Raw genomic sequence first — 25,924 nt, 5'->3', positions numbered from 1 at the left:
GGTGTCCTGAGGGGCCTTGTCCTGGGCGCTCGTCATGCCAGCACCGCCGCGCGGTACGACTCGTGGGCGGCGACCAGCTCCGGGTGGCTGCCCTCGGCGGCCACCCGGCCGTCGTCGAGTACGACCACGACGTCCGTGCCGGCCAGCAGCGCCGGGCTCGTCGTGACGAGGACCGTCGTGCGGCCCTTGCGGAGGTCGCGCAGCCGGGCCGCGATGCGGGCCTCGGTCACGGTGTCGACGGCCGTCGTCGGGTCGTGGACCACGAGGACCGGCGGGTCGGCCGCCAGCGCGCGGGCGAGTGCGACGCGCTGGCGCTGGCCGCCGGAGAGCGACCGGCCCCGCTCGGTGAGGACGGTGTCCACGCCGTCCGGCAGCGCCTGGGCGACGTCGTCCGCCGCGGAGGCCGCGAGCGCCGGGCCCACGTCGACTCCCTCCGTGTGCGCGCCCGCCCGTACGTTGGCCAGGAGGCTGTCCTCGAAGAGGTCGGCGTCGTGGTGGGCGACCAGGATCGCGCGGCGCGCGTCGGCCGGGCCGAGGTCGGTCAGCGGTACGCCGTCCAGCTCGACGCTGCCCTCGGCGGGGTCGAGTTCGCGGCCAAGGCAGAGCAGCAGGTCGTTGGCGGCGGCCGTGTCGCGGGCGACCACGCCGACGAGGCTGCCGGCGGCGATGTCGAGGTCGATGCCGCGCAGCGCGCCCTGGGTCACGCCGCGCAGGCGCAGCCGGCCGGCGACCCGCTCGGGCAGCTCGGCGGTCCCGGCCGCGACGGCCGGCGGCGAGGCGAGGACCTCGGCGATCCGGGCGGCCGAGGCACGACCCTGGGCGAACTCGCCGTTGACGTAGGTGAGGAGCTGGAAGGGGCCGAGGAGGTACTGGGCGAGGCCGACGGCCGCCACCAGCTCACCCACGGTGATGCTGCCGCTCATCGCGAGGTGCGCGCCGACCAGGCCGATGGCCGCGATGAAGATGCCCGTCAGGGCGAGGATCGCGCCGTCGTGCCAGGCCCGGCTGGTCGCGGCCCGCAGTGCGGCCGCGAGCGAACTCCGGCTCGTCTCCCGGTACCGGTCGACCGCCGCCGCCTCGGCGCCGATGCCCTTCAGCACCCGCAGGCCCCCGACCAGGTCGGCGGCGACACCCGAGGCGTGGGCGGCGTGCTCCTGCTCCGCCTCGCTGCGCCGCTCCAGCGGCCGGCTGATGACATGGCCGAGCCACAGCAGCGGCGGGACACCGAGCAGGACGAGGAGGCCGAGGGGTACGGAGATGCGGAGCAGGGCCACCGCGCTGACCGCCAGACCGGCGATCGCGGAGAGCGTGTACGGCAGCGCCGCCGCGACCGAGCCGACGCGGCGGGCGTCGCCGGTGGCGACGGCGGTCAGCGCACCGGGCAGCCGGCCGGCGTCGGCGCCGCCCCTCGGGTCGAGGACCCGGGCGCCGAGGTCGAGCCGGATCCGGTGCGCGGCGGCCTCGCCGGCGCCCTCGGCGAGCCGCGCGGAGTTCCGGTAGCAGGTCGACAGGATCAGGAAGAGACCGGCGAGCACCAGGAGCCAGCGCAGCAGCGCGCCCGACGAACCGGTCGCCACCGCCTGGTCGATGACCAGACCGATGACGACCGGGACGAGGGCCTCGCACGCCTGGTGCGCCATGCCGAGGAACGAGGCCACGCTGACGCGGCGGCGCTGATCGGCGAGCGCTCTGCGGAGGACGGCGCCCCCCGTTGGTCCTCCAGCGGGCATGCGGATCCTCCACAGAAAGGGGGTGTGATAGTTAGGTAAGGCTACCTTAAACACGGCTGGTGCCAAGGGTGCGTGGCACCCCTGGCGTCATCCTCCCAGCGTGCGGGGTGATCGGGAACGCACCCTCGCGTTGACCCCGCCCCGACTGTACGGTTAGCCTCACCTAAGTTCCATACGAGGGTGTGTCATCTCGCGTGCCACACACCCGTGTTCATCGCTTCGCGCGGCTCGCGGGGCGCTCGATTCCGCCGCCAGGGGAGTGGTCGTTGTCCGTCGAAACCCGGGCGGCGCCCGGAACCGAGACCGGTGATCCTGCCGGACCCGTCGTGCCCACGGCCCGTCCGGCCGCAGTGGCCCTCAGGAACCTCGGCCTCCTCGTGACGGTCGGCGCGCTGGTCCTCGTCTCGCTCGTCAGCGTCTGGGTCGGTACGCGAGGCATTCCGTTCACCTCCGTCTGGCAGCTGCTGTGGTCGCCCGACGGCTCGGAAGCCTCCGTCATCGTCCACGACTACCGGATCCCCCGAACCGTGCTCGGCCTCCTCGTCGGGATGGCCCTCGGCCTCTCCGGCGCCCTGATGCAGGCCTTGACCCGCAACCCGCTCGCCGACCCAGGACTGCTCGGCGTGAACCTGGGCGCCTCCGCGGGCGTCGTCGTCGCCATCGCCTTCCTCGGCGTGGCCGCGCCGCTCGGCTACGTGTGGTTCGCCCTCGCCGGCGCCGCCGCCGCGTCCGTGGGCGTCTTCCTGCTCGGCTCCTCCGGGCGGAAACTGGCCACCCCCGACCGGCTCGTCGTCGCCGGAGCGGCCGTGACCGCCGTGCTGTACGCCTTCAACTGGGGTGTCCTGCTCTTCGACCCGGAGGCCTTCGACCAGTTCCGCTACTGGACCGTCGGCTCCCTCGCCGGCCGGTACGGCGACATCGTGCTGCTCATGCTGCCGTTCGTCGTCGTCGGCCTCGTCCTCGCCTTCGTCCTCGCGCCCTCCCTCAACGCCCTCGCCATGGGCGAACAGATGGGGCGCGCCCTGGGCGTCCACGTCGGCCGGACCCGCGTCCTCGCGGCCGTCGCCGTGATGCTGCTCTGCGGGGCGGCCACCGCCGCGGCCGGACCGATCGGCTTCGTCGGCCTGGCCGTTCCGCACGTCGCCCGGTTCGTCGCCGGCGCCGACCAGCGCTGGGTGTTCGCGTACTCGGCGCTGCTCGCACCGGTCCTGCTCATCGGCTCCGACGTGCTGGGCCGCGTGCTCGGAGCACCCGGCGAGGTGCAGGTCGGCATCGTCACCGCGTTCCTCGGGGCGCCCCTGTTCATCGCGCTGTGCCGCCGTCGAAAGCTGGTCATGCTGTGAGCGCCGTACGGGAGACGGACGTCTCCACCCTCAAGACCCCGCCGCAGCCGCAGCCCGTCCCCCGCGTGATCAGCGGCCGGGTCGTCCGCGCCGGATCGGGCGGCCTCTCGCTGCGCTTCCAGGGCCGTACGATCGCGGTGACCGCCCTGCTGTTCCTCGCGCTCGTCGTCGTCATCGGCATCACGCTGACCACCGGCGACTTCAAGCTGACCGTCGGAGAGGTCGTCGGCGCCCTCACCGGAAACGGCTCCGGCGCCGCCGACTTCGTCGTCAACACCCTGCGCATGCCGCGCATCCTGACCGCGGTCTTCGTCGGCGCGGCCCTCGGCGTGAGCGGCGCGATCCTGCAGAGCCTCACCCGCAACTCCCTCGGCAGCCCCGACATCATCGGCTTCACCAACGGCTCGGCCGTGGGCGCGCTCGTCGTGATCATCGTGCTGCGCGGAAGCATGACCCAGATCGCGATCGGCGCCCTGATCGGCGGCCTCGCCACGGCCCTCGTCGTCCATCTGCTGCTGATCGGGCGCGGGTTGCAGGGGTTCCGGCTCGTCGTCATCGGCATCGGCGTCAGCGCCCTGCTGCTCGCCGTCAACTCGTACCTCATCACCCGGGCGACCTTCCAGGAGGCGCAGGAGGCGCAGGCGTGGCTGATCGGCAGCCTCGGGAACCGGCTGTGGATGCACGCCAACGCCATCGGACTCGCGCTCGCGGTCCTGCTGCCGCCCGCGCTGCTCCTCTCCCGCCGCCTCTCCATGGTCGAGATGGGCGACGCCACGGCGACGGCCCTCGGCGTCAACGTGACGCGGACGCGCACGATCCTCTTCATCATCAGCGTCGCCCTCGCCGCGTTCGCGACCGCCGTCACCGGCCCCATCGCGTTCATCGCCCTGGCCGCGCCCCGGGTGGTCCGCACCCTCACCCGCTCGTCCGGACCCGCCCTGGTGTCCTCCGCCCTCATGGGCGCCTTCCTGCTCGCCCTGAGCGACCTCGCCGTCCAACGGCTGTTCGCCCCCGCGCTGCTGCCCGTCGGCACGGCGACCGGCGCCGTCGGCGGCGCCTACCTCATCTGGCTGCTGATCACCGAGTCGCGAAAGAGCCGCGCATGACCGAGTCGCGAAAGCCGCCCATGACCGAGTCGCGAAAGAGCCGCGCATGAAAGAGCCGCGCATGACTGGAACGAAGAACGCCCCCGGCCCCCGGCTGCGCGCCGAGGACCTCACGCTCTCCTACGACCAGCGGACCGTCGCGACGGAGCTGAGCGTCGACATCCCCGACCACTCCTTCACGGTCATCCTCGGGCCGAACGCCTGCGGCAAGTCGACGCTGCTCACCGCGCTCGCCCGGATGCTCAAGCCCAAGGCCGGTCAGGTCTACCTCGACGGCGCCGCCATCGCCTCGTACCGCTCCCGCGAGGTCGCCCGCCGGCTCGGCCTGCTCCCGCAGTCCTCCAGCGCGCCCGGCGGCATCACCGTCGGCGACCTCGTGGCCCGCGGCCGGTACCCGCACCAGCGGCTGCTGAAGCAGTGGTCCGCCGAGGACGAGGCGGCCGTCGTCGAGGCGATGCGGCAGACCGGCGTCCTGGAGCTCGCCGACCGACCCGTGGACGACCTCTCCGGCGGCCAGCGGCAGCGGGTCTGGCTCTCCATGGTGCTCGCCCAGCAGACCTCCATCCTGCTGCTGGACGAGCCGACCACGTTCCTCGACATCGCCCACCAGGTCGAGGTCCTCGACCTCTGCGCCGAACTGCACGCCCGCAAGGGCCAGACCGTCGTGGCGGTCCTGCACGACCTCAACCAGGCCTGCCGGTACGCCACTCACCTCATCGTGATGCGTCCCGGCGGCGTCATCGCGGCCCAGGGCGACCCGGCCACGGTCATGACGGCCGAACTGGTCGAGGAGGTGTTCGGGCTGCGCTGCCGGATCATCGACGACCCCGAGACCGGCACCCCGCTGATGATCCCCGCCGCGCCCCGCCGCTTCGAGCCGGAAGCCGACGGGCCCTCCGACCAGGCGCCCGCCCCGGCGTCCGAGGACGCACCCGACGCTGCCGCCGTCCTCGCCGAGACCCCGTAGTTCCTACGAACGGACCGCCCATGATGCTCTGCACGAGGCTGACGAACGCCCGCGTCCTCACCATGGATTCGGACCACCCGGTCGCCCACGACCTGGGCATCTGGAAGGGCAGGATCGTCGGCCTGGACGAGGCCGTGACCTCCCTGCCCGCCCGCGAGGTCATCGACCTCCAGGGCGCCACCGTGCTGCCCGGGTTCGTCGACAGCCACGTCCACCTCGCGTGGACCGGCCTGAAGGCGAGCTCCCCGTCCCTCGCCGGACTCGCGCGTGTCGAGGACGTCCTCGACGTGGTGGCCGAGGCCTGCTCACGTAAGAACACCCCCGGCGCGTGGGTGAGCGTCGGCGGCTACGACCAGCGGGCCCTCGGGCGGCACCTGACGGCCACCGAACTCGACCGCGTCAGCCAGGGCCACAAGCTCTTCGTGATGCACCAGTCCGGCCACGCCTGCGTCGTCAACACGGCCGTCCTCGACCTGCTCCCGGCGGACGTACCGCACGAGGACGGCGTCCTCGTGGAGAGCGCGATGGGTGCGGTGCGCAAGCTGCGGCTCCCGTACGCGCAGGAGGAGCTGGCCGACGCCATCGAGTACGCGGCCCGCGAGTGCCTCACGGAGGGCATCACCGCCGTGGCCGAGGCCGGCATCGGCGGCGGCCTGCTCGGCCACAGCCCCGTCGAGCTCGGCGCGTACCAACTCCTGCGCGACCAGGGCCGGCTGCCCCTGCGGGTCCAGCTCATGCCGGGCGGCGACACGCTGCGGCAGGTCGGCGCGCACGAGCGGGACGGCATCCCGCGCGGGCTCGACCTCGGCCTGCGGACGGGCTTCGGGGACGACTGGCTCTCCGTCGGCGCGCTGAAGATCTACACCGACGGCGGCATGATGGCCCGTACGGCCGCGCTCACCGCCCCGTACGAGGGCTCGGACCACACCGGCCAGCTCCAGGCCGACCCCGAACACCTCACCTCCCTCATCGTCGACGGTCACCTGGGCGGCTGGCAGCTCGCCGTCCACGCGATCGGCGACCGGGCCGCGGACCTGGCGCTCGATGCCCTGGCGCGGGCGCAGGAGCTGCGGCCCCGCACCGACGCGCGCCACCGCATCGAGCACGCGGGCCTCATCCGCCCCGACCAGCTCCCGCGCTTCGCCCGGCTCGGCCTCAGCGCCGTCGTCCAGCCCAACTTCCTCCGCTACTTCGGCGACGACTACGCGACGATCATGGGCGCCGAGCGCGCCCCCTGGATGTACCGGGGCCGGGGCTTCCTCGACCACGGCGTCACGCTCGTCGGCAGCTCCGACCGGCCCGTCACGGACGGATCGCCGTTGCGGGCCGTCCAGTTCATGGTCGAGCGGGCTTCGACGTCCGGGCAGCTCATCGGCCCCGACGAGGCGATCACGGTCGACGAGGCGCTGTACGCGTACACGGTCGCCGGCGCGTACGCCTGCCGCTGGGACGACACCGCCGGCAGCCTCAGCCCGGGCAAGCGGGCCGACCTCGTGGTCCTCGGCGACGACCCGCGCCGCGTAGACACGTCCCGGATCGGCGACATCGAGGTCGTGGCGACCTTCGTGGACGGGCGAGAGGCGACGACCGGGAAGAAACTGTGACGGGGCCGGCGGACTCGCCGCTGGAGCGCCACGCGCCCCTCTGGCAGGGCACCCAGGGGCCGTCCCGCTGGGTGATCTGGCACGCGGCCGACGGCGAGGACATCGTCTTCGACCGGGAGTTGAACATCCCGGCCGAAGTGGAGGACGCCGAGCTGGCGGAGGTCGTCAGCCGGATGCGGCGGGCCGGGGTGCCGGAGAGCGACGACTATCCGGGGCGGCCCTGCTGAGCGGGACCGGTCGACTTGGCGGTCAATTCAAGTAAGGCTAACCTTAGTTCGACTGATCCGCCGGTTGGCGCGACGAGCCGATCGTCTCTGCGCGCACGGTGGACCGAGGAAGGAACGCCTTGACCACGGCCCCGCCGCGCCAGGCCCCGCTGTCGCCGCGCGCACTCACTCCGCTCGTCCTCCCCGCCCCGCCCGTCGCCCCGGATCTCACCGACCTCACGCATCTCCCCGAGGTCTCAGAGGTACCCGACCTCCCCGGCGGCGGGCCCCGCGTTCGGACAGCACGGCCGGAGGACGCCGAGGCGCTCGCCGCCCTCTCCCTGCCGTTCGTCCGCTCGGGAGCGCTCCGCGAGCGCCCGCTCTGCCTCTACGCCGACCAGGCGTCCGACTTCCTCGTCGCGGAGTCCCCCGGGGGAACCCTCGACGGCTGCCTCGGCCTGCGCACGTACGCCGCCGACAAGGCGGGCGTCCTCTACAACTTCTGCGTGGCCGGCCACCGTCAGGGCTGCGGCACGGGCGCCCGGCTCCTGCGCGCGGCACTGACGAAGGCCAGGACCCGCTCCCTTCGTACCCTGTTCACGGCGACGACCGGCGGCGGCGACCTCTTCCTCCGCCACGGCTTCACCCCCACCCACGCGACCCTGGCACCCCCGGCCTGGGCCCAGTCCCTGGACCCCCGCCGCAACGCCCGCATCCTGGCCCGAGCCCTCTAGGGGGCGTCTTGCCGATCAGGTCGGGCTCGCGTGCCCTGGCACCGTGCCTCGCCGCGTTGTCGTCGGTTGCCAACTCCCCCGTAGCCCTTCGGGCACGGGAGGTGCCCCCACCGCGTTGACGCCCTCCTCCGCCTTGCGATGCACGGCACCAGACCCCGCTCCCTGATCCGGCCTGATCCAAACGAACGGCCCTAGGTCCGCTGCCCGAGGTCGACATGGAGCGTTGGTGATCATGAAACCGTCGAACGACAGCATCACCGACCAGGCCCCGGCCGATCCGGCCGCCACGGAAGACATGCTGGCGAGCCAGCCCATCGGCTACTGGAGTGGCCTCGCCCACGAGGCCGTGACCCGGCATCTGCGGGACGCCATGGCCAGGATCGATGTCACGCAGCCGCAGTACTGGGTCCTCAACCGAGTCGACGGCGGGCCCAAGCCACCCAGCCGTGACGAGGTGATCGCCCAACTGACCCCCCTCGCCGACGGGCAGCGCGAAATACCTCGCGTCATCGACCAGTTGCTCCACCGCGGCCGGCTACGGACCGACGCCGAGCAGGACCTGCACCTCACCGACGCCGGCGAGGCCGCCAGGGCCCGGCTGCGCGGCCTTGTCACGGAGCTGCGCGCGGAGGTCCACAAAGGCATCAGCGACGAGGAGTACGTGGCCGCCCTCAAGGTGCTGCGCACGATGATCGCCAACGTCGAGGGAGCCGTTGTCTCGGCGCCATGAGAGGGCATCGTTGAACCCGAACCCCACCTGCCGCTTCTGCCTTCAGGCCATCGATCTCGACGAGGAAGGCGCAGCGACCGAGCTCAGGCTCGGTGCGGTTGACCCGGTGGGGCGGGGGCCCTCCGCGAAATGCCTCGACACGGGTCGTGACGATCGGGGATGCTTCGCGCGATGACCAGAATCACTGACACACCGCCCGCGTGGGACGAGCGCACCCAGCTCACGACGTTTCTCGACTACGCGCGGGGCACCGCACGCGCCAAATGCGAAGGCGTCTCCGAGGAGAACGCGCGCAAGGCTCTCCTGCCGGGCTCACCGCTGATGACCATGAGCGGATTGATCAACCACCTCCGCTGGGTCGAGTACTACTGGTTCCAAGTGGTCTTCCTCGGCGAGGAAGACCGGGCCCCCATGACGGATGAGGACCCCGACCGCGAGATGCGTATCGCCGTCGACTTCCCGCTCACGCAGTTGCTCGACGAATACGCCGAACAGAGCGCCCGCTACCGCGAACTGGTCGACGGAAGCGACCTGGACAAGCAGGCCCAGCGCACCATCCGCAACGGCGTCCACGTCGACCTGCGCTGGATCCTGCACCACCTCACCGAGGAGACGGCCCGCCACAACGGCCACCTGGACATCCTGCGCGAGATGCTCGACGGAGTAACCGGCTACTAGATCCGGCGGAGATCACGGGCGGAGCCAGAGTCGGATGGGGCCGAGTGCCCATGTTGCGCCTGGTGAGATCGGGAGGGGCGGCTGTGGAGCAGTTCTTTTGCACCCGAGGTCCAGGATCCCGCCCCTGAGCCTCGGCCGACGGCATCCGTGGGTCAGGCGGAGAGGATCTTCGGGAGGGCCTTCACCAGTTGGGCGGCCTCGTCGTCCGTCAGTGTCAGGGCCGGGGCCAGGCGTACGGTGGTCGGGTTCGCCGCGTTGACCAGGAAACCGGCGTCCTGCGCGGCCCGTTGGACGAGGGGGGCGACCGGTTCCGTGAGGGCCATGCCCAGGAGGAGGCCCGCGCCGCGTACCTCGGCGATCCGGGGGCGGGCCAGGTCCTCGATGCCCCGGCGCAGGGCGGCACCCACGCGGGTCACCCGGTCGAGCAGGCCCTCCGCCTCGATGGTCTCCAGGACGGCGAGGCCGGCCGCGCAGGCGACCGGGTTGCCGCCGAACGTGGAGCCGTGCGCCCCGGGGCCGAGGAGCGAGGTCGCTTCGCCGAAGGCGACCGTGGCGCCGATCGGCAGCCCGCCGCCCAGGCCCTTCGCGAGCGTGACCACGTCCGGGTCCACGCCCGAGGCGGCCTGGTGCGCGAACCAGTGGCCGGTACGGCCGATCCCGGTCTGCACCTCGTCGAGGACGAGCAGGGTTCCCGTCGCCCGGGTGATCTCGCGGGCGGCCCGCAGATAGCCCTCGGGCGCCGGAACGACCCCCGCCTCGCCCTGGATCGGCTCCAGGACGACCGCCGCGGTCTCCTCGGTCACGGCCGCGCGCAGCGCCTCGACGTCCCCGTACGGCACGTGCGTGACCTCGCCCGGCAGTGGCAGGAACGGCTCCCGCTTCGCCGGCTGGCCGGTGAGCGCGAGCGCCCCGAGGGTGCGCCCGTGGAAGCCGCCCTGTGCCGCGACCAGGTGCGGCCGCCCCGTCCTGCGGGCGATCTTGAAGGCGGCCTCCACCGCCTCCGTACCGGAGTTGGCGAAGAACACCCGGCCCCGCTCCCGGCCGAAGAGACCGAGCAGCCGCTCGGCCAGCGCGACGGGCGGCCCGGCCACGAAGAGGTTCGAGACGTGCGCGAGCCGGCCGATCTGGTCCTGGACCGCCGCCACCACGGCCGGGTGCGCGTGCCCGAGGGTGTTCACCGCGATGCCGCCGGTGAAGTCCGTGTACGCACGGCCCGCCTCGTCCCACACCGTGCTGCCCTCGCCCCGGACCAGGGCCAGCGGGGGAGTGCCGTACGTGTCCATCATCACCGCGCTCCAACGGCGCGTGAGCGGGGTGGCGTTGGCGTCGGCCTCCGCGGTCACCTGGGGTCCTCCTCTGTCCCGTTGCCGGGCTTCTCGTCCGGGACGACGGTCGTGCCCGGGCCCTCCTCGGCGAAGACGCCGCGCAGCAGGGCGTGCGGCACCCGGCCGTCCAGGACGTGGGCGCGCCGCACACCCCCGCGTACCGCGCGCAGACAGCCCTCCATCTTCGGGAGCATGCCGCTCGCGAGCCCCGGCAGCAGGGCGTCGAGCTCCGCCGCCGTGAGCCGGTCGATCACCTCGGTGCTGTGCGGCCAGTCCGCGTACAGCCCCTCCACGTCGGTGAGGACCACCAGGCGTTCCGCGCCGAGCGCGACGGCGAGGGCCGAGGCCGCGAGGTCGGCGTTGACGTTGTAGACCTCCCCGTCCTCACCTCGCGCCACGGGCGACACCACGGGGATGCGGCCCTGGTCGAGCAGCGTCCGTACGGTGCCCGGCTCCACGGCCACGACCTCGCCGACGAGCCCGATGTCCACCGGCCGGCCGTCCACCCACGCCGGGCGCCGTACGGCCGTCATGGTGTGCGCGTCCTCGCCCGACATGCCCACCGCGAACGGTCCGTGGGCGTTGAGCGCGCCGACCAGGTCCCGCTGGACCTGGCCGGTGAGCACCATGCGGACCACATCCATCGTCTCGGGCGTCGTGACGCGTAAACCCGCCTCGAACCTGACCTCCAGATCGAGGCGGTCGAGCATCGCGCTGATCTGCGGCCCGCCGCCGTGCACGACGACCGGGCGCAGGCCCGCGTGCCACAGCTCCACGACGTCCTGGGCGAACGTCCGGTGCAGCGCGGGGTCGACCATGGCGTTGCCGCCGAACTTGACGACGACCGTACGGCCCTGGAGCTCCTCCAGCCACGGCAGATCCGCGGCGGTCAGCCCGGCGGTCTTGCCCTCGGTCACCCCGGCCGCCTCCCCGGCGGTCGGTCCCGTCACCGTTCCCTGTCCGCTCATGAGCTGTACGCGCTGTTCTCGTGGACGTACTCGGCGGTGAGGTCGTTGGTCCAGATCACCGCGGAGGACTCGCCCGCGCACAGGTCCACTGTGATGGTGATCCGGCGCCCCGACAGGTCGACCTTCTCCCTGGACTCGCCCGCCGCGCCGTTCCGGCAGACCCAGACGTCGTTGATGGCCACGTCCAGGCGGTCCGGATCGAAGTCCGCCGCCGTCGTACCGATCGCGGACAGCACCCGGCCCCAGTTCGGGTCCTCGCCGTGCAGCGCGCACTTGAGGAGGTTGTTCCGGGCGATGGAGCGGCCCACCTCGACGGCGTCCTCCTCGGAGGCCGCGCCGACGACCGTCACCGCTATCTCCTTGGACGCGCCCTCGGCGTCCGCGACCAGCTGCCCGGCCAGGTCGAGACAGACCGCGTGCACGGCCTCGTCGAAGGCCGTGGCGTCCGGGACGATCCCCGAGGCGCCCGAAGCGAGCAGCAGGACGGTGTCGTTGGTGGACATGCAGCCGTCGGAGTCGACCCGGTCGAAGGTGGTGCGCACCGCCCGGCGGAGCGCCGCGTCGAGCGCGCCGGCGTCGACATCGGCGTCCGTGGTCAGGACGACCAGCATGGTGGCGAGGCCGGGGGCGAGCATCCCCGCGCCCTTGGCCATGCCGCCGACCGTCCAGCCGTCCCGGCTGACGGCGGCGGTCTTGTGCACCGAGTCCGTCGTCTTGATGGCGCGCGCCGCGTCCTCCCCGCCGTCCTCGCGGATCAGCTCGGCGGCGGTGTCGATACCGGCCGTGACCCGGTCCATCGGCAGCATGACGCCGATGAGTCCGGTGGAGCACACCGCGACCTCGTGCGGCTCGGTGTCCAGGACCCGCGCCGTCCGCTCGGCCATGAGCAGCGCGTCGACCGCGCCGGCCTGTCCCGTACAGGCGTTGGCGCCACCGGAGTTGAGGACGACGGCCGTGAGCCGGCCGTCGGCGAGGGCGCGACGGGTCCAGCGTACGGGCGCGGCCTGCACGCGGTTGGAGGTGAAGACGCCGGCGGCCGCGCGGGACGGGCCCCGGTTCACCACCAGCGCGAGGTCACGATCGCCGGACTCCTTGATGCCGGCGGCGACACCGCAGGCGAGGAATCCACGGGCAGCGGTCACGCTCAAGGAGCCACTCCATTCGTGGGCAGGCCCAGGCCCTCGGGCAGGCCGAGGACGAGGTTCATGCACTGCACCGCGCCACCCGCGGTGCCCTTGACCAGGTTGTCGATGGCGCTCACACAGATCAGCCGGCCGGCCTCCGGGTCCACGGCGAGCTGCACCTGGGCGGTGTTGGAGCCGAGGACGGCGGCGGTCGACGGCCACCGCCCGGGCGGCAGGAGCCGTACGAACGGCTCGTCGGCGTAGGCGGCCTCGTACACGGACCGCACCGCGGCCTCACCGCCGGCGGCGGCCTCCGGGCGCAGCCGGGCCGAGCAGGTGGCGAGGATGCCCCGGGACATGGGCGCCAGGGTCGGCGTGAAGGAGACCGTCACGTGCTCGCCCGCCACCAGGGAGAGGTTCTGCGTCAGCTCGGGGGTGTGCCGGTGGCCGCCGCCCACGCCGTACGGCGTCATGGAGCCCATCACCTCGGCGCCGAGCAGGTGCGGCTTGAGCGCCCGCCCGGCCCCCGAGGTCCCGCTGGCCGCGACGATCACCGCGTCCGGCTCGACCAACCGCGCCGCGTACGCGGGGAACAGCGCGAGCGTGACCGCCGTCGGAAAGCAGCCGGGCACCGCGATCCGGGTGGCGCCCTTCAACTCGTCCCGGGTGCCGGGGAGTTCGGGGAGGCCGTACGGCCAGGTCCCGGCGTGCCCGGAGCCGTAGAACCGCTCCCAGGCCTCCGGGTCGCGGAGCCGGAAGTCCGCCCCGCAGTCCACGACCACCGTGTCGGCGTCGAGCTCCCGCGCGAGCGCGGCCGACTGCCCGTGCGGCAGGGCGAGGAAGACCACGTCGTGGCCGCGCAGGGCGGCCGCGGAGGTCTCCGTCAGGACCCGGTCCGCGAGCCCGGGCAGCTGCGGCTGCACGGACCCGAGCGGGCGGCCCGCGCTGCTGTGCCCGGTGAGCGCACCGATCTCCACGCCGGGATGCGAATCCAGCAGGCGCAGGAGTTCCCCGCCCGCGTAGCCGCTGGCACCGGCCACCGCGACCCGTACGGTCATCTTCTTCGTTTCTCCCTGTCCGTGGGGGGCTGCGGTCACAGGATCGGCGCCGCAGGTCGCCGTCAGGGGGACTAGGTCACGCGTCCCGGCGAACGGCAGGTTGCGCCCTGCTGAGCAAGAGGTCCCGCAGCAGGGATTCGGTCGTGCACACCACGCCGCTGCGGGCGGCCCAGCGCAGCGCCATCGCGTGTTCCTCGGGGGAGAAGTCCGCCACGGCGTCCGCGACGACGAAGGGCTGGATGTCGTTCATGAAGGCGTCGGCCGCCGTCAGGAGGACGCCGAGATGGGCGTAGACACCGCAGATGATCAGCTGGTCACGGCCCTCGGAGCGCAGCAGCCGGCCGAGATGGCTGCGGAGGAAGGCGTTGTGGCGCACGTTGGCGAGCAGGTGCTCGCCGGTGCGCGGCGTGAGCGGCGCGACGATCGCGGCCGCGTCGGGCTCGTCCCCTATACCGGGGCCCCAGACGTCGGCGACCAGGCCGCGCTGGCCGGGCCGCTGGGCGGCCGGCTCGGCGCTGAAGACGACGGGCATCCCGAGGGTGCCGGCGAGCTCGCGCAGGGCCGTGATGTTGTCGACGAGTTCGACGACCGGGCTCTGCCCGGCCGGGAACGCCTCCACGAAGTGGTTCTGCATGTCGAGGACCAGGAGCGCGGCGCGCGCGGGGTCGATGGACCAGGAGACGCAGGAGCGGGGGAGGGCGGCGCGGTCGGGCAGGGGGTAGGGGCCGACGGTCGGCAGGCCCATGGGTGGTTCCTCCCCCCGGGTGGCGGGCACGGGTCCGCGCCGACCACCCCTGACGTGTGATTTAGCTTAGGGTAACCTAAGTGGTACCTGTCCGGGCAGGTCAACCCCTCATCGGGGCCGACGAGTTGCCCGGAGCGGCGGGGTGACGGGGCTACCGTCACGCGCGGGGCGAAGGGTGCCGGCGGTGGGAGCAGGAGGGCGTCGTGAGGATCCGCCGGACCTGCTCGCCGGCCTCGGCCGCGTCCCTGGCCTCGACGGGGAAGGGGATGCGCAGGTCGCAGTGGCCCTCGCGGTACTCGCACCGGAGCGTGATGCCGTACCGGTCCACGGCCAGCGGCAGCGCCCGGACCACCCCGTACGGCAGGCGGGACCCGGCGAGGACGACGAGATCGGCCACCATGTCCGCGTGGGCGTCGGCGAGATGCGTGAGCATCGCGGCCTCCTCCACGGCGAGCGCGTCGGGGCGCGCGAGGGTGTACGCGTCCAGGCTCACCTCCTGCGTCCCGGCGGCGGTCCGCAGCGTGACGCGCGCGAGGTCGAGCCGGAGCCCCTCGCCGCCACCGTTCCCGTCCGCCTCCTCGACCACGTCCGCCGGGCCTGCGGGGGCGAGCCAGCCCGAGATCGTCACCCGGGCGCGCACCCGGTCCCGCAGGGGGGTCGGCGCGATGTCGGTGAACTCGAGGAGGACGGCCAGGCTGCCGTGCGGCGCCGCGGCGACCTGGGCGGTCAGCGGGCTGTCGGCCTGGGCGGTGAGGGTGATCCGCCCGGTCCGCCCCACGGTGTGCATGCCGATGAGGTCGTAACACTGCCCGTCGGTGGTGAGCGAGAGCGAGACCGCCTGGGCCAGGATGGAGCGGACGCGCTCCGCGGCGGCCTGGTCGGACGGGGCGGTGTCGGTGACGGCGCTCAAGGCAACTCCTCGCGTGGCGACGGACATCGGAGCATCCGATGCGGCTTAGGTAAGGCTAACCTAAGTCACCCCTGAAGGTCCTGTCCACCCCACCGCGCGGTGGTGGCTCCCCTGCGATCTGCCCGCTCGCTTGTTCACCCGTCAGCCGGTTCGTCGGCTCGCTCCTCGATCGGCCATGAACGTACGCCTGCGCATGAAGGGCCTCCGGGCGCGACCCTCGTCAACGGCGGGGCGGCCGCGGGGATCGTGGGGGCGAGCTTCCGCCGGCCGTACCCCGGCTCGGCGTTGAAGGACTTCAGTCGCGTCCTCACCCAGGTCGAGGGGCAGCGCCCGGGCGGTTCCCCGTCCGCGCCCGTCGCGACGCTCACCACCGACCAGGCGTGGTTCGACCGTGTCGTCGACCGGGAGGCGAACACCCCTGAGTACCGGGCCTCCTTGCCGATCTGCCGACCGGGTCGACGACTTACCGGCGACGGGCTGCCCCGTACGTCCGTCACCACGAACGCGGACGTCAAGGCGACGTACTACGTCGAGGGCCAGGTGTACAGGGGAGGCGCGGGGACCGGCTTCGGCCATTCGACTGGGGCCGTCTCCGCGCCCGCTGAGGTGAGGTGAACACCGGGTCGGCAGGCGGAGAAAACGTACGGCTTTCGTCAAGGAACGGTCTCGGCGGTCGGCCTGCGGAACGGGCCGTACCGCTGTGACCTCTATGGTCGTGCACCGTCAAGATCGATCATGTGGAAGAGAACCATGCGCACACACCTCCGTACCGCCTCCACCGCCGCCGCCCTCGTGCTGGCGGCGCTCAGCCTGACCGCCTGCGGTGGTGACACCGACAAGGCCGGCAAGGCGGGCGGCGCGAGCTCTTCCGCCCAGGCTTCCGCGTCGGCCTCGGCCTCCGCTTCCGCCTCGGCGAGCGCCACCACCTCCGCGTCGCCCTCCAAGGGCACCTCGACCGGCGGTGGAACGGGTGGCGCCACGTCCGCGTGCACGACGAAGAACACCTCGGTCGCGTTCATCGCCTCCGCCCACCACGCCGGCGAGCAGGAGCCGGCCGCGGCGACCGTCAAGGTCACCAACACCTCCCAGGCGACCTGCACCCTCGTCGGCGCCAGCACCCTGGTGGCCAAGGACGACCAGGGCAAGGCCGAGCCGATCAGCGCCGACACCTCCGCGAACGGCACCGACGCCGTCGACATCAAGCCCGGCGCCTCCGCCACGGCGATGGTCCTCTACACCGACCTCAACTTCGAGGGCAGCGCCTCCGCCCGCGAGGTGTGCGCGATCCAGGCCTCCACGGTCGAGATCGCGCTGCCGGACGACGAGGGCCGCACCGTCAAGGTGACCAAGGCCAACGGCTCGGCCGGTACCTTCAACGTCTGCGGTCCGGAAGTGAAGTTCGACGGCTTCGGCAAGTAGCCGACAGCCGACGAGCCGAGGCCGCACCCTCGGCTCGTCGTCCGCCTCCGCGGATCAGTCGATGACCGCGGTCGCCTCCACCTCGACCAGGTGCTCCGGTACGTCGAGGGCCGCGACGCCGATCATCGTCGCCGGCGGCACCGGGGTGAACCCCAGCCGCGCGGAGGCCCGCTCGAGGCCTTCCATCAGCAGCGGCATCTTGTCGGGGGTCCAGTCGACGACGTAGACGGTCAGCTTCGCCACGTTCTGGAAGGACGCGCCGACCTCGGCCAGGGCGGTGGCGATGTTGACGTAGCACTGCTCGACCTGGGCGGGCAGGTCGTCCTTGCCGACGGTGACCCCGTCGGGGGTCCAGGCGACCTGTCCGGCGATGAACACCAGCTTCGACCCCGTCGCCACCGCGACCTGCCGGTAGACGGGGACCTCGGGCAGGCCGGCGGGGTTCACCAAGGTGATGGCCATGATGGTGCCTCTCGTGCTCTCTTGTGGTTACCCAGGAACCGTAGGAGAGTGGTCCGTGACATGGAAGAACGCACTTTCCAGTGACTGGGGAACCCGATGGTGACCAAGCAGTTCAGCGGCCTGCCCGAGGACGCGGACGTGCGACGCGCGGACTCGCTGGGCCGGGAGATCTTCTCCGACGTCGCCAACAAATGGGCGCTCCTGATCATCGAGATCCTGGGTGAGGACACCCTGCGCTTCAGCGCCCTGCGGGACGGGATCGAGGGCATCAGCCACAAGATGCTCACGCAGAACCTGCGCATGCTGGAGCGCAACGGCCTGGTCGAGCGCACCGTGCACCCCACGGTCCCGCCCCGCGTCGAATACGCCCTCACCGAGCCGGGCCTCGCCCTCCGCGTGACGATCGACGGCCTGTGCGCCTGGACGCATACGTATCTCGGCGCCATCGAGGACTCCCGTCGCCGCTTCGGCACCTGACCCGGCTGTGGTCGTGCGGCGTGGTTCAGAGCCGGGCGAGGCCCAGCCAGGTGGCCGCTGCGGCGGCCAGCAGCAGGGCGATGTTGAGGCCGATCTGGCGGGCCTCGCCGCGCGACAGATGGACGACGATGCCCCCGACCTGGATCAGGACGAAGCCGATCGCGGCGGCGACGGCGAGCCAGGGCGCTATCCCGGTCAGCGGCGGCAGGATCAGGCCCACCGCGCCGAGGACCTCCAGCGTGCCGATGGCCCTGACGGCCGGCATGGGGACGCGGTCGACCCACCCCATCATGGGCTGGAGCCGCTCCTTGCTCCGGAGGACCTTGATGGATCCGGCGTACAGGTAGAAGACCGCCAGCAGCGCGGCGACGATCCAGTAGGCGACGTTCACGAGTGCCCCCTCGCACATGGTTCCCGGACGGAAGTGGCCTCATGATGGGGGACCGTCGAGGGGCGTACAAAAGGCACACGCGTGTGCGTGAGGAGAGGGAGCCGGTATGACGGCGTACGAACACACGTGCCTGATCCGGGGCGACGGCGGGCGGACGGTCCGCGCCGTGCTCGACCGGATCTCCGCCACCTGGACGCTGCTGGTGGTGGCGACGCTCGACCGGGGCGCCCTCCGCTTCACCGACCTGCACCGGCAGATCCCGGGCATCTCGCAGCGGATGCTGACGCTCACCCTCCGGAACCTGGAGCGCGACGGCCTGGTGTCGCGGACGTCGTATCCGGAGGTCCCGCCGCGGGTCGAGTACGCCCTGACCGCCACCGGGCGGAGCCTCATCGGCCCGGCGCTCGCCCTCGCCGGCTGGGCGATCGAGCACATCGAGGAGATCGAGGCCAGCAGGGCCGCCTACGGAGACCCGCCCGCCTGACCCCGCCCGCCTGACCCCGCGCACCGCCCACCGGGTGGATCAGCCGGCGTCCGGGGAGCCCATCGCCTTCTCGGCGCGCTTCGTCATCTCCTCCTCCGACACGTCCTCCACATGCGTGGCGACGCTCCAGCGGTGGCCGAAGGGGTCCATGAACTGGCCGATGCGATCGCCGTAGAACTCGTCCGTGACCGGCTTCAGTTCCCGCGCGCCGTGCGCGAGCGCCTTGGCGAAGACCGCGTCGACGTCCTCCACGTACAGGTGCAGCGTGAGGGGCGTGCCGCCCAGCGCCTTGGGGGAGCGGAAGTCGATGTCCGGGTACTCGTCCGCGAGCATGAGGAGCGAGTCGCCCACCTCCAACTCGGCGTGGCCGATGGTGCCGCCGGGCGCGGGCATCCGCATCCGCTCGGTCGCGCCGAGCACGGCGACGTAGAAGTCGATCGCGGCCGAGGCCCCGTCGACACTGAGGTACGGCGTGAGGTTCGGGTATCCCTCGGGAACGGGCTTGACGCTCACTGGGCTTCGGCCTTTCCGGGAACGGGACGATCGCCGCCGACCGCCGCCTGCGACCACTGATATCCCGTACGGGTGGGCCGACCGCCCCCGCCGCGCGGCAGCCGCCCACCCGGATACCCCGAAGGGCGACGGCCGGGTCTTGTCCGCCCGCTGATCACGGGTTACGGTGCCCCGTCGCACAGGGGGGATCTTGATATGGCCGAGGACATCGACGCGCTTCCGAAGGGCGCCGGCGTGTGGGGGCAGACCATCGCGGGGCTGATGCTGATACCCGCGCTCGGGGCCGCGCTCTGGGCCTACGGCGAGGTGGCGGACACCCCCGTCGCCGGCGCCGAACGGCGGCCCGCCGCCTGTTCGGGAGGCGACAGCGGGAAGCCGCCGACGCCGCCGCCCGCGGACGCGGGGGACGACGCGGGCCCGCGCGTGAGCGGCGAGGCGCTGTGCCGGGCGCTGAACCGCCCCGACCTCGCCCAACTCCTCGGGACCCCCGGGGAGATGGCGACGTCGGCCAATGGGAGCGACGGCTCCATCAGTCTGGGCGGCGGCAGTGTCCGGGACCTCTTCACGCCCACGTCCCAGGTGGAGTTCGAGACGTACACGGTGTCCCTGGCGGCCACCTACGACGGGCTCCCCGTGAAGGGCTCCGACGCCGGGCTCCTCTGGGACGGCGCGCGGCCGCGGACCGTGCTCGGCCGCCCGGCCGTCGTGTACTCGCAGTCCACCGTCGCCATCAGCTTCCGCCTCGACGGGAGCGACGCGCACACGGGCCAGGGCGCCCCGGCCCGCGTCCTGTCCGTGGCCAAGGACGCCAAGGACAGCGGTGGCTCCTTCGAGCTCGCGATGTGGCGCGAGGACGGCACCGTGCCCGACGACGCGGTCCTGCTCCGGGTCGCGGAGCAGGTGCTGCCGACGATCCCGGGCTGGTAGCCCGCCTTCAGGGCGCTTTGCGCTCCTTCGGCGCACGGGGTGCGCCGGTCACGGGTACGGAGGCGAAGAGGTTGAGGCCGAGCGTCCGCGACAGCCGCCGCGCCGCGCGCTGCCCGCGCACGCTGTTGCCCGCCGCGTCGAGCGGCGGGGAGAAGGAGGCCAGGGCGCACTTGCCGGGCGCCACCGCGACGATCCCGCCCGACACACCGCTCTTGCCGGGCAGCCCGATGTCGTACAGCCAGTCCCCGGACCGTTCGTAGAGCCCCGAGGCCGCCATGGCGGCGAGCACGCGGCGGCAGGTGCCCGGCTTCACGACCTGGACACCCGTGAGCGGATTCATCCCGCCGTCGGCCAGCGTCGCGCCCATGACCGCGAGGTCCCGGGTGGTCACGGTCAGGGCGCACTGCCGGGTGTAGACGTCCGTGCTCTCCAGCGGATCGAAGGGCAGCCGTCCGTAGCTCTCCAGGAGCCGGGCGATACCGCGGTTACGTTGGTTGGTCGCGGCCTCGGACTCGTAGACCTCCACGTCGAGTTCGAGCCGCCGTCCCGCGAACGCGGACAGGCCGTCCTGGACGAACGTCCACTTGGCCGACTCGCTGTCCCCGGGCACCAGACCGGTGGTCACCAGCGCCCCCGCGTTGCACATCGGATTCATCGGGGAGCCGCCGTTCAGCTCGAGCGCCATGACCGAGTCGTAGGGCAGACCTGTGTTGTTCACCCCGACGGCCTCCCAGGCGGCGCGATGGCCGAGCCGCTCGCAGACGAGCGCGAAGACGAAGACCTTGGAGATCGACTGGATGGAGAAGGACCGGTCCGCGCAGCCGACGGCGTGCACCCGCCCGCGCGTGTCGGCGAGGCTCAGGGCGAACCAGGAGGGGTCCGCCGCCGCGAGCGCCGGTACGTAGTCGGCGACCCGGCCCTCGACCGACGGCAGATAGCGGGCGTGCGTCTCGCGCAGCAGCGCGTCCACCGCGCCCGCCTCGGGCAGGGAGCCGGTCGAGATCGCCCCGCGGCCCAGCTCGTCGCCGAACTCGGTGTCCCCCCGCTCCAGCTCGGGTGGTACGGCCCGGCCGGGAGGTCCGTGCGGGTCGTCCGGCCCGTCGCCCGGCTCGCTGGTGCGCATGAACGTCACTCTCCCCGCGCGCCCCGCCGCACGCACGTGCGCGAGACCAGGCAGGTGAAGCGGGAGCGGGAGAGCCCCGGCCGCCCGTGCCTCTGATGCCTCACCCTCGTTGGCCCGCATAGGGTATGAAGTGACTGGTTTGATGACAAAGGAGACATGAGATGTCCGAGCTCATCGTGATCGGCTACGACGACCCATCCGAGGCGAAGAAGGCCTTCAAGGCGGTGCAGGAGCTCCAGAACGGCCACGTGGTCGACCTCAACGGGCTCGCCGTCGTCTCGGTCGACGCGGACGGCGAGACCCATGTGGACACCCCCGCCAAGAGCGAGAAGGTGGCCGTCTCGGCCACGGCCGGCGCCCTGTGGGGCATGGTCCTCGGGATCATCATCCTGACCCCGGCGGTGGGTGTCGTCGGAGCGGCGGTGGGAGGCCTCATCGGCAAGCTCAGCCAGATGGGCATCGACAACGACTTCCGCAGGAAGGTCGACTCGCTCCTCAAACCCGGCTCCGCGGCCGTGGTGATCATGGCCTCGAAGGTCACCGAGGACAAGTTCGCCGCCGCGATGCAGCCCTTCGGCGGCACCATCCTGAAGACCTCCCTCGCGGAGGAGGACGAGAAGGCCCTCGCCGAGCAGCTCGCGGGCACGGAGTAGGCGCGGAGCAGGCCCGGCGACGACGGGGGCGGTACGGAGACTCTCCGTACCGCCCCCGACTCCGTACCGCCCCCGCGCCCCAGCCTCAGTACCGCAGTACTGCCGCGATGCGCCGCGAGTCGGCCAGCGTGTCGTCGGGGACGAAGCGCACGCCCGCGCCCGTGCCCAGGGCCTGCTCCACGACCTCGTCCACGATGTCGTCGCGCGCGTCGAGGTCGGCCGGCGCGGCGGGTTCGAGGTGGTCGCCGTAGTCGCGGACGACCGCCCGGTAGTGCTCCTCGACGGCAAGGAGGCGGACCCGGCCCTCCTTCGCGGCCTCCCAGACCTCGTCGAGGCCGCCCGCGAACTCGCGCCGGCCCTGCGCGGCGTCCAGCTCGGAGACGACGGCCGCCGTGTCGGCCTGCTCGCGTGCCGCCCGCAGCGGCTGGAGCGTCCGCCACACCTCCGCCGCCGGGCCCGCGGCCAGACCGCCGGCCGGGACGGCCGTCACGTCCTTGCCGAGCGCGCCCTGCTCCTCCAGGAGGGCGAGCGCGGGCGCGTCCCCGATCAGGTAAAGCGGCCGGGGCGAGGAGCTCAGGACGACGCGCATCGCCTCGTGCGCCTCCCGCAGGAACTGGCGGGTCTGCTCGTCCTGGAAGGTGCTCGGCATGTCACCGATCTGCTCCTTCCGCTCGGCGTCGGGGTCCTCCAGGCTCCGCGTCAGCGGAAAACCGTCCCCGGTGCGCTCGACGACCCGCTCGGCCTCGCCGTCCCAGAGGGAGACCCGGTCGGCCGCCACGGCCAGCGCCCAGAACGGCTGCTCGGCGGCCTGCGCGGCGACCAGGTTGCGAGTGAGGAACGTGTCCGCGAGGACGACCCGCTCGGGCACCGTCCGGGCCACGGACCAGACGTGGTGCTCGCCGGGGGCCGCGTAGATCACGAGGCCGTCCTCGGCGTGGACGAGGTCGACCTCGCCGAGGGCGAGCTCCAGCTGGCTCAGCACGTCGAGGCGCCGCTCGCGGGTCACCGCGGGGTCCTGCTCAAGGGCCTCCCCGGCCCTGGCCACGAGGTTGCGGAGCCGGACGGGGTCCTGGGTGTTGTCGGGCTCCCTGCGGTGCGTCGGCATGAGCAGCGACACGGCCGGATACGGGCGGGGCTGACGCAGTTTGGCGAGCAGTTCGGTGCTGAGCGCGGGATGCATGAGAGCCGACCTTTCGGGGGCGGTCGCGGGGGCGCGAGGGAATCGTGGGGGCGCGCGGAAGGGGGAGCGGCCGATCCTTGTGAACACGAACCTTGAGGAAACGATCCGTGAGAACGCGATCCGTGAGACCACGATCCTTACGAACGATATGTCTGAGTTCGCCGGTCGGCGCGTCGCGCGCCAGGAGCCATCCGTTCGGTCCTGCCGGACTGCGTGGACGGCCGTACGGTACGAGGCTGGGCCCGACCCTCTCCTGAAGGAGCGTGATCGGCGTGGCCCGGAACCGCCGTCTGATCCTCAGCTCGCCGTCCGAGGTCTGGCGCCTGCTGGCCGACGGTCACCGTTACGGAGAGTGGGTGACGGGGACGCAGGAGATCCTCTCCGCGGACCCGCACTGGCCGGCCGTCGGCGCCCGGCTGCAGGTCCGCGTCGGGGCGGGCCCGCTGACCCTCGACGACACCTGCGTCGTCCGCGTCTGCGAGCCGGAGCGCCGCCTCGAGCTGGAGGCGAAGGCCGACCCCTTCGGCGCGGCCCGGATCGCCATGAACCTGAAGCCCTGGGGCGAGAACACCCTCTTCACGCTCGACTGGCACCCCCTCCGAGGCCCCGGCACCCGGATGCACGGCCTCCCCGTGGACTACGTCATGGCCGTCCGCAACGGCATGATGCTGACGAAGCTGGCCCGGATCGCGGTACGTGAACACGCCGTCGCGAGCCCGGCCGGCGAAAGGGCGGAAGCATGAGCGCCACACCCGAGGAGAAGGAACAGGTCGAGGCGCGGGTGGGCCCCGAGCCCACCGCGGAGCCCGAGTTCCAGCCCTATCACCACCCGGCCGCCGGGTGGGGCGCCGCCAACAGCGTGACCCGGTTCATGGTGCGCGAGGGCGCGCTGGTGGACGGTCCCCGGGCGATCATGCGGATGAACCACGAGAACACCGGGTTCGACTGCCCCGGCTGCGCCTGGCCCGACGACACCAAGGGCCTGCACCTGGACATCTGCGAGAACGGCATCAAGCACGTCACCTGGGAGATGACCCGCAAGCGCGTCGACCGCGCCTTCTTCGCCGCCCACTCGGTGACCGAGCTGGCCGGCTGGAGCGACTACGAGCTGGAGAACCAGGGCCGGCTGACCGAACCGATGGTCTACGACCCCGACACGGACCACTACACGCCGATCAGCTGGAAGGACGCCTTCGAGCTCGTCGGACGCACGCTGCGCGCGCTGGACTCCCCGCACCGGGCCGCGTACTACACCTCGGGCCGGCTCGGGAACGAGGCCACCTTCCTCTACCAGCTCATGGCGAGGGAGCTGGGCACGAACAACCTGCCCGACTGCTCCAACATGTGCCACGAGGCCAGCGGCCGGGCCCTCACGGCGTCCCTGGGCACCGGAAAGGGGACCGTCGACCTCAAGGACTGGGAGACGACCGACGCCCTGTTCATCCTCGGCGTCAACGCCGCCTCCAACGCGCCCCGGATGCTGACCGCCCTCGCGGAGGCGTACCACCGGGGCGCCCAGGTCGTGCACATCAACCCGCTCGTGGAGGCGGCCGCCACCCGCACGATCATCCCGCACGACTTCAAGGACATGGCCACCTTTCACGCGACCCGGACGAGCACGCTGAACCTCCAGCCGCGCATCGGCGGCGACATGGCGCTCGTACGAGGCATGGCCAAGGCGATCCTGGAGCAGTCCTCCGCCGACCCCAAGGCGCTGGACCGGGAGTTCATCGAACGTCACACCGCCGGGTTCGAGGAGTACCGCGCCCTGTGCGAGGCCACGTCCTGGGAGGACCTGGAGCACCAGTCGGGCATCGGCCGCGCCGACATCCTCAAGGCGGCCCGCGTCTACCGCGAGGCGGACCGCTCCATCGTCAGCTGGTGTCTCGGCGTCACCCAGCACGAGCACGGCGTCGACACCGTACGGGAGATCGTCAACCTCCTGCTGCTGCGCGGGAATCTGGGCCGCGAGGGCGCCGGACCCTCGCCGGTGCGCGGCCACAGCAACGTCCAGGGCAACCGCACCTGCGGCATCGACCACCGGCCCAGTACGGAGTTCCTGGACCGGCTCGCGGAGGTCTGCAAGATCGACCCGCCGCGCGAGCACGGCCTGGACACCGTACGGACCATCGAGGCGATGCTCCGCGGCGAGGTGAAGGTCTTCGTCGGCATGGGCGGCAACTTCGCCCTCGCGGCCCCCGACACCCCCGTCACGTACGAGGCGCTGCGCGCCTGCGAACTGACCGTCCAGGTGAGCACCAAGCTCAACCGCAGCCACGTCGTCCACGGCCGGCAGGCGCTGATCCTGCCCTGCCTCGGCCGCACCGAGAAGGACCAGCAGCGCAAGGGCGTCCAGAGCACCTCCGTCGAGGACTCGATGAGCATGGTGCACCTGTCCGCCGGGATGAAGCGCCCGGCCTCGGCGCACCTCCTCTCCGAGCCCGCGATCGTCGCCGGCATGGCCCGCGCGGCCCTGCCCGACAGCGAGACGCCGTGGGAGTGGTACGTCGAGGACTACGACCGCATCCGCGACACGATGGCCCGCGCCCTCGACGGCTTCGAGGACTTCAACCGCCGGGTACGGCTGCCGCTCGGCTTCCGCATCAAGCAGCCCGCGCGGGAGCTGGTCTTCCTCACCCCGTCCGGACGCGCCGAGTTCTCCACCGCCGAACTCCCCGACGTCGTCCCGCCTCCCGGCACCCTGGCGCTCGGCACCATGCGCTCCCACGACCAGTGGAACACCACGATCTACTCCGACAACGACCGCTACCGCGGGGTCAAGAACCTGCGCACCCTCGTCTTCATGAACGAGGACGACATGCGGGAACGCGGTGTCGAGAAGTTCGACCCCGTCGACATCACCAGCACGGCCAGGGACGGCAGCCGGCGACACCTGCGCGGCTACCTGGCGATCCCGTACGACATCCCGCGCGGCTGCGCGGCCGGATACATGCCCGAGATGAACGTCCTGTGCGCGCTCGGCGACTACAGCACGCAGAGCGACCAGCCGATCATGAAGCACGTCCGGGTGACCATCGCCCCGGCCGCCTGACCGCGCCCCCGTCCA

General features: G+C 72.4%; 28 protein-coding genes. 16 read left to right on the top strand and 12 right to left on the bottom strand.

The window, feature by feature from the left end; translation table 11 throughout:
* Positions 1–32 precede the first annotated feature (32 nt).
* The gene (locus AB0F56_RS14335; protein ID WP_362008399.1) at positions 33–1,730 is read right to left on the bottom strand and encodes an ABC transporter ATP-binding protein; all 1,698 of its coding nucleotides are present in this window, start codon (positions 1,728–1,730) and stop codon (positions 33–35) included.
* Positions 1,731–1,996: 266 nt separating this feature from the next.
* Between AB0F56_RS14335 and AB0F56_RS14330 the strand changes: the two genes are divergently transcribed.
* The 8 genes from AB0F56_RS14330 (at position 1,997) to AB0F56_RS14295 (ending at position 9,098) form a co-directional block, all read left to right on the top strand.
* The gene (locus AB0F56_RS14330; protein ID WP_362008398.1) at positions 1,997–3,073 is read left to right on the top strand and encodes an iron chelate uptake ABC transporter family permease subunit; all 1,077 of its coding nucleotides are present in this window, start codon (positions 1,997–1,999) and stop codon (positions 3,071–3,073) included.
* Positions 3,070–4,179 carry an iron chelate uptake ABC transporter family permease subunit gene (locus tag AB0F56_RS14325; RefSeq protein WP_362008396.1) on the top strand — a complete coding sequence of 370 codons (1,110 nt, stop codon included), beginning with the start codon at positions 3,070–3,072 and terminating at the stop codon, positions 4,177–4,179. The genes AB0F56_RS14330 and AB0F56_RS14325 overlap by 4 nt, the downstream gene beginning before the upstream one ends.
* Before the next feature lie 61 nt (positions 4,180–4,240).
* Positions 4,241–5,146 (top strand): ABC transporter ATP-binding protein, encoded by a 906-nt coding sequence (locus AB0F56_RS14320; protein WP_362008394.1) that lies wholly within the window; start codon positions 4,241–4,243, stop codon positions 5,144–5,146.
* A gap of 23 nt (positions 5,147–5,169) precedes the next feature.
* Positions 5,170–6,750 (top strand): amidohydrolase, encoded by a 1,581-nt coding sequence (locus tag AB0F56_RS14315; protein ID WP_362008680.1) that lies wholly within the window; start codon positions 5,170–5,172, stop codon positions 6,748–6,750.
* The gene (locus tag AB0F56_RS14310; protein WP_362008392.1) at positions 6,747–6,977 is read left to right on the top strand and encodes a hypothetical protein; all 231 of its coding nucleotides are present in this window, start codon (positions 6,747–6,749) and stop codon (positions 6,975–6,977) included. The genes AB0F56_RS14315 and AB0F56_RS14310 overlap by 4 nt, the downstream gene beginning before the upstream one ends.
* A gap of 119 nt (positions 6,978–7,096) precedes the next feature.
* A complete protein-coding gene (locus AB0F56_RS14305; RefSeq protein ID WP_362008390.1) occupies positions 7,097–7,690 on the top strand; it encodes a GNAT family N-acetyltransferase in 594 nt (197 codons plus the stop codon).
* Between the two features lie 232 nt (positions 7,691–7,922).
* Positions 7,923–8,420, top strand: a complete 498-nt coding sequence (locus tag AB0F56_RS14300) for a MarR family winged helix-turn-helix transcriptional regulator (protein ID WP_362008388.1) — start codon at positions 7,923–7,925, stop codon at positions 8,418–8,420.
* 171 nt (positions 8,421–8,591) lie between these two features.
* The gene (locus AB0F56_RS14295) at positions 8,592–9,098 is read left to right on the top strand and encodes a DinB family protein (RefSeq protein WP_362008385.1); all 507 of its coding nucleotides are present in this window, start codon (positions 8,592–8,594) and stop codon (positions 9,096–9,098) included.
* 152 nt (positions 9,099–9,250) lie between these two features.
* Here the strand turns inward: AB0F56_RS14295 and AB0F56_RS14290 are convergent, their stop codons facing one another.
* The 6 genes from AB0F56_RS14290 to AB0F56_RS14265 all read right to left on the bottom strand — a co-directional run bounded on the left by AB0F56_RS14290 (position 9,251) and on the right by AB0F56_RS14265 (position 15,228).
* Positions 9,251–10,441: an acetylornithine transaminase gene (locus tag AB0F56_RS14290; protein WP_362008382.1), complete on the bottom strand. Its 1,191-nt coding sequence runs from the start codon at positions 10,439–10,441 to the stop codon at positions 9,251–9,253.
* Entirely contained in the window at positions 10,438–11,391 is a 954-nt protein-coding gene (gene argB, locus AB0F56_RS14285) for an acetylglutamate kinase (RefSeq protein WP_362008379.1), read from the bottom strand. Before argB ends, AB0F56_RS14290 begins: the two co-directional genes overlap by 4 nt.
* Positions 11,388–12,539 (bottom strand): bifunctional glutamate N-acetyltransferase/amino-acid acetyltransferase ArgJ, encoded by a 1,152-nt coding sequence (gene argJ, locus AB0F56_RS14280; RefSeq protein ID WP_362008377.1) that lies wholly within the window; start codon positions 12,537–12,539, stop codon positions 11,388–11,390. Before argJ ends, argB begins: the two co-directional genes overlap by 4 nt.
* On the bottom strand, positions 12,536–13,573 hold the full coding sequence (argC, locus tag AB0F56_RS14275) for an N-acetyl-gamma-glutamyl-phosphate reductase (protein WP_362008375.1): 1,038 nt from the start codon (positions 13,571–13,573) through the stop codon (positions 12,536–12,538). Before argC ends, argJ begins: the two co-directional genes overlap by 4 nt.
* A 76-nt stretch (positions 13,574–13,649) precedes the next feature.
* On the bottom strand, positions 13,650–14,318 hold the full coding sequence (locus tag AB0F56_RS14270; RefSeq protein ID WP_362008372.1) for an isochorismatase family protein: 669 nt from the start codon (positions 14,316–14,318) through the stop codon (positions 13,650–13,652).
* Positions 14,319–14,475: 157 nt separating this feature from the next.
* Positions 14,476–15,228: a DUF2470 domain-containing protein gene (locus AB0F56_RS14265; protein ID WP_362008371.1), complete on the bottom strand. Its 753-nt coding sequence runs from the start codon at positions 15,226–15,228 to the stop codon at positions 14,476–14,478.
* A gap of 285 nt (positions 15,229–15,513) precedes the next feature.
* Here AB0F56_RS14265 and AB0F56_RS14260 point away from each other — a divergent pair, with 285 nt between their 5' ends.
* Both AB0F56_RS14260 and AB0F56_RS14255 read left to right on the top strand, forming a co-directional pair.
* Complete coding sequence (locus tag AB0F56_RS14260; protein ID WP_362008368.1) at positions 15,514–15,843, top strand: hypothetical protein; 330 nt, start codon at positions 15,514–15,516, stop codon at positions 15,841–15,843.
* A 135-nt stretch (positions 15,844–15,978) separates the two neighbouring features.
* Complete coding sequence (locus AB0F56_RS14255; RefSeq protein WP_362008366.1) at positions 15,979–16,647, top strand: DUF4232 domain-containing protein; 669 nt, start codon at positions 15,979–15,981, stop codon at positions 16,645–16,647.
* Positions 16,648–16,701: 54 nt separating this feature from the next.
* Here the strand turns inward: AB0F56_RS14255 and AB0F56_RS14250 are convergent, their stop codons facing one another.
* Entirely contained in the window at positions 16,702–17,109 is a 408-nt protein-coding gene (locus AB0F56_RS14250) for a RidA family protein (RefSeq protein WP_362008364.1), read from the bottom strand.
* A 96-nt stretch (positions 17,110–17,205) separates the two neighbouring features.
* On the opposite strand from AB0F56_RS14250, the gene AB0F56_RS14245 reads away from it, so the two are divergent.
* On the top strand, positions 17,206–17,586 hold the full coding sequence (locus AB0F56_RS14245; protein WP_362008362.1) for a helix-turn-helix domain-containing protein: 381 nt from the start codon (positions 17,206–17,208) through the stop codon (positions 17,584–17,586).
* Between the two features lie 25 nt (positions 17,587–17,611).
* Here AB0F56_RS14245 and AB0F56_RS14240 read toward each other — a convergent pair whose 3' ends face one another.
* Complete coding sequence (locus AB0F56_RS14240; RefSeq protein ID WP_362008360.1) at positions 17,612–17,977, bottom strand: DoxX family protein; 366 nt, start codon at positions 17,975–17,977, stop codon at positions 17,612–17,614.
* Positions 17,978–18,083: 106 nt separating this feature from the next.
* On the opposite strand from AB0F56_RS14240, the gene AB0F56_RS14235 reads away from it, so the two are divergent.
* The gene (locus AB0F56_RS14235) at positions 18,084–18,461 is read left to right on the top strand and encodes a helix-turn-helix domain-containing protein (RefSeq protein WP_362008358.1); all 378 of its coding nucleotides are present in this window, start codon (positions 18,084–18,086) and stop codon (positions 18,459–18,461) included.
* 39 nt (positions 18,462–18,500) lie between these two features.
* Here the strand turns inward: AB0F56_RS14235 and AB0F56_RS14230 are convergent, their stop codons facing one another.
* The gene (locus AB0F56_RS14230; protein WP_362008356.1) at positions 18,501–18,974 is read right to left on the bottom strand and encodes a VOC family protein; all 474 of its coding nucleotides are present in this window, start codon (positions 18,972–18,974) and stop codon (positions 18,501–18,503) included.
* A gap of 195 nt (positions 18,975–19,169) precedes the next feature.
* On the opposite strand from AB0F56_RS14230, the gene AB0F56_RS14225 reads away from it, so the two are divergent.
* A complete protein-coding gene (locus AB0F56_RS14225; RefSeq protein WP_362008354.1) occupies positions 19,170–19,901 on the top strand; it encodes a DUF6215 domain-containing protein in 732 nt (243 codons plus the stop codon).
* A 7-nt stretch (positions 19,902–19,908) separates the two neighbouring features.
* On the opposite strand, the gene glsA is transcribed toward AB0F56_RS14225, so the two are convergent.
* The gene (gene glsA, locus AB0F56_RS14220) at positions 19,909–21,024 is read right to left on the bottom strand and encodes a glutaminase A (protein ID WP_362008351.1); all 1,116 of its coding nucleotides are present in this window, start codon (positions 21,022–21,024) and stop codon (positions 19,909–19,911) included.
* A 161-nt stretch (positions 21,025–21,185) separates the two neighbouring features.
* Between glsA and AB0F56_RS14215 the strand changes: the two genes are divergently transcribed.
* Positions 21,186–21,677, top strand: a complete 492-nt coding sequence (locus tag AB0F56_RS14215) for a DUF1269 domain-containing protein (protein ID WP_362008348.1) — start codon at positions 21,186–21,188, stop codon at positions 21,675–21,677.
* An 85-nt stretch (positions 21,678–21,762) separates the two neighbouring features.
* On the opposite strand, the gene AB0F56_RS14210 is transcribed toward AB0F56_RS14215, so the two are convergent.
* A complete protein-coding gene (locus AB0F56_RS14210) occupies positions 21,763–22,857 on the bottom strand; it encodes a chemotaxis protein (protein ID WP_362008345.1) in 1,095 nt (364 codons plus the stop codon).
* A gap of 272 nt (positions 22,858–23,129) precedes the next feature.
* Between AB0F56_RS14210 and AB0F56_RS14205 the strand changes: the two genes are divergently transcribed.
* Both AB0F56_RS14205 and AB0F56_RS14200 read left to right on the top strand, forming a co-directional pair.
* Complete coding sequence (locus tag AB0F56_RS14205) at positions 23,130–23,600, top strand: SRPBCC family protein (RefSeq protein ID WP_362008344.1); 471 nt, start codon at positions 23,130–23,132, stop codon at positions 23,598–23,600.
* Positions 23,597–25,909: an FdhF/YdeP family oxidoreductase gene (locus AB0F56_RS14200; protein ID WP_362008341.1), complete on the top strand. Its 2,313-nt coding sequence runs from the start codon at positions 23,597–23,599 to the stop codon at positions 25,907–25,909. The genes AB0F56_RS14205 and AB0F56_RS14200 overlap by 4 nt, the downstream gene beginning before the upstream one ends.
* The last annotated feature ends 15 nt before the right edge of the window (positions 25,910–25,924 follow it).

Origin of the sequence: Streptomyces sp. NPDC026092, from assembly GCF_040638605.1 — a bacterium.
Lineage (GTDB): Bacteria > Actinomycetota > Actinomycetes > Streptomycetales > Streptomycetaceae > Streptomyces.
This window is presented reverse-complemented; position numbering and strand designations above follow the sequence as displayed.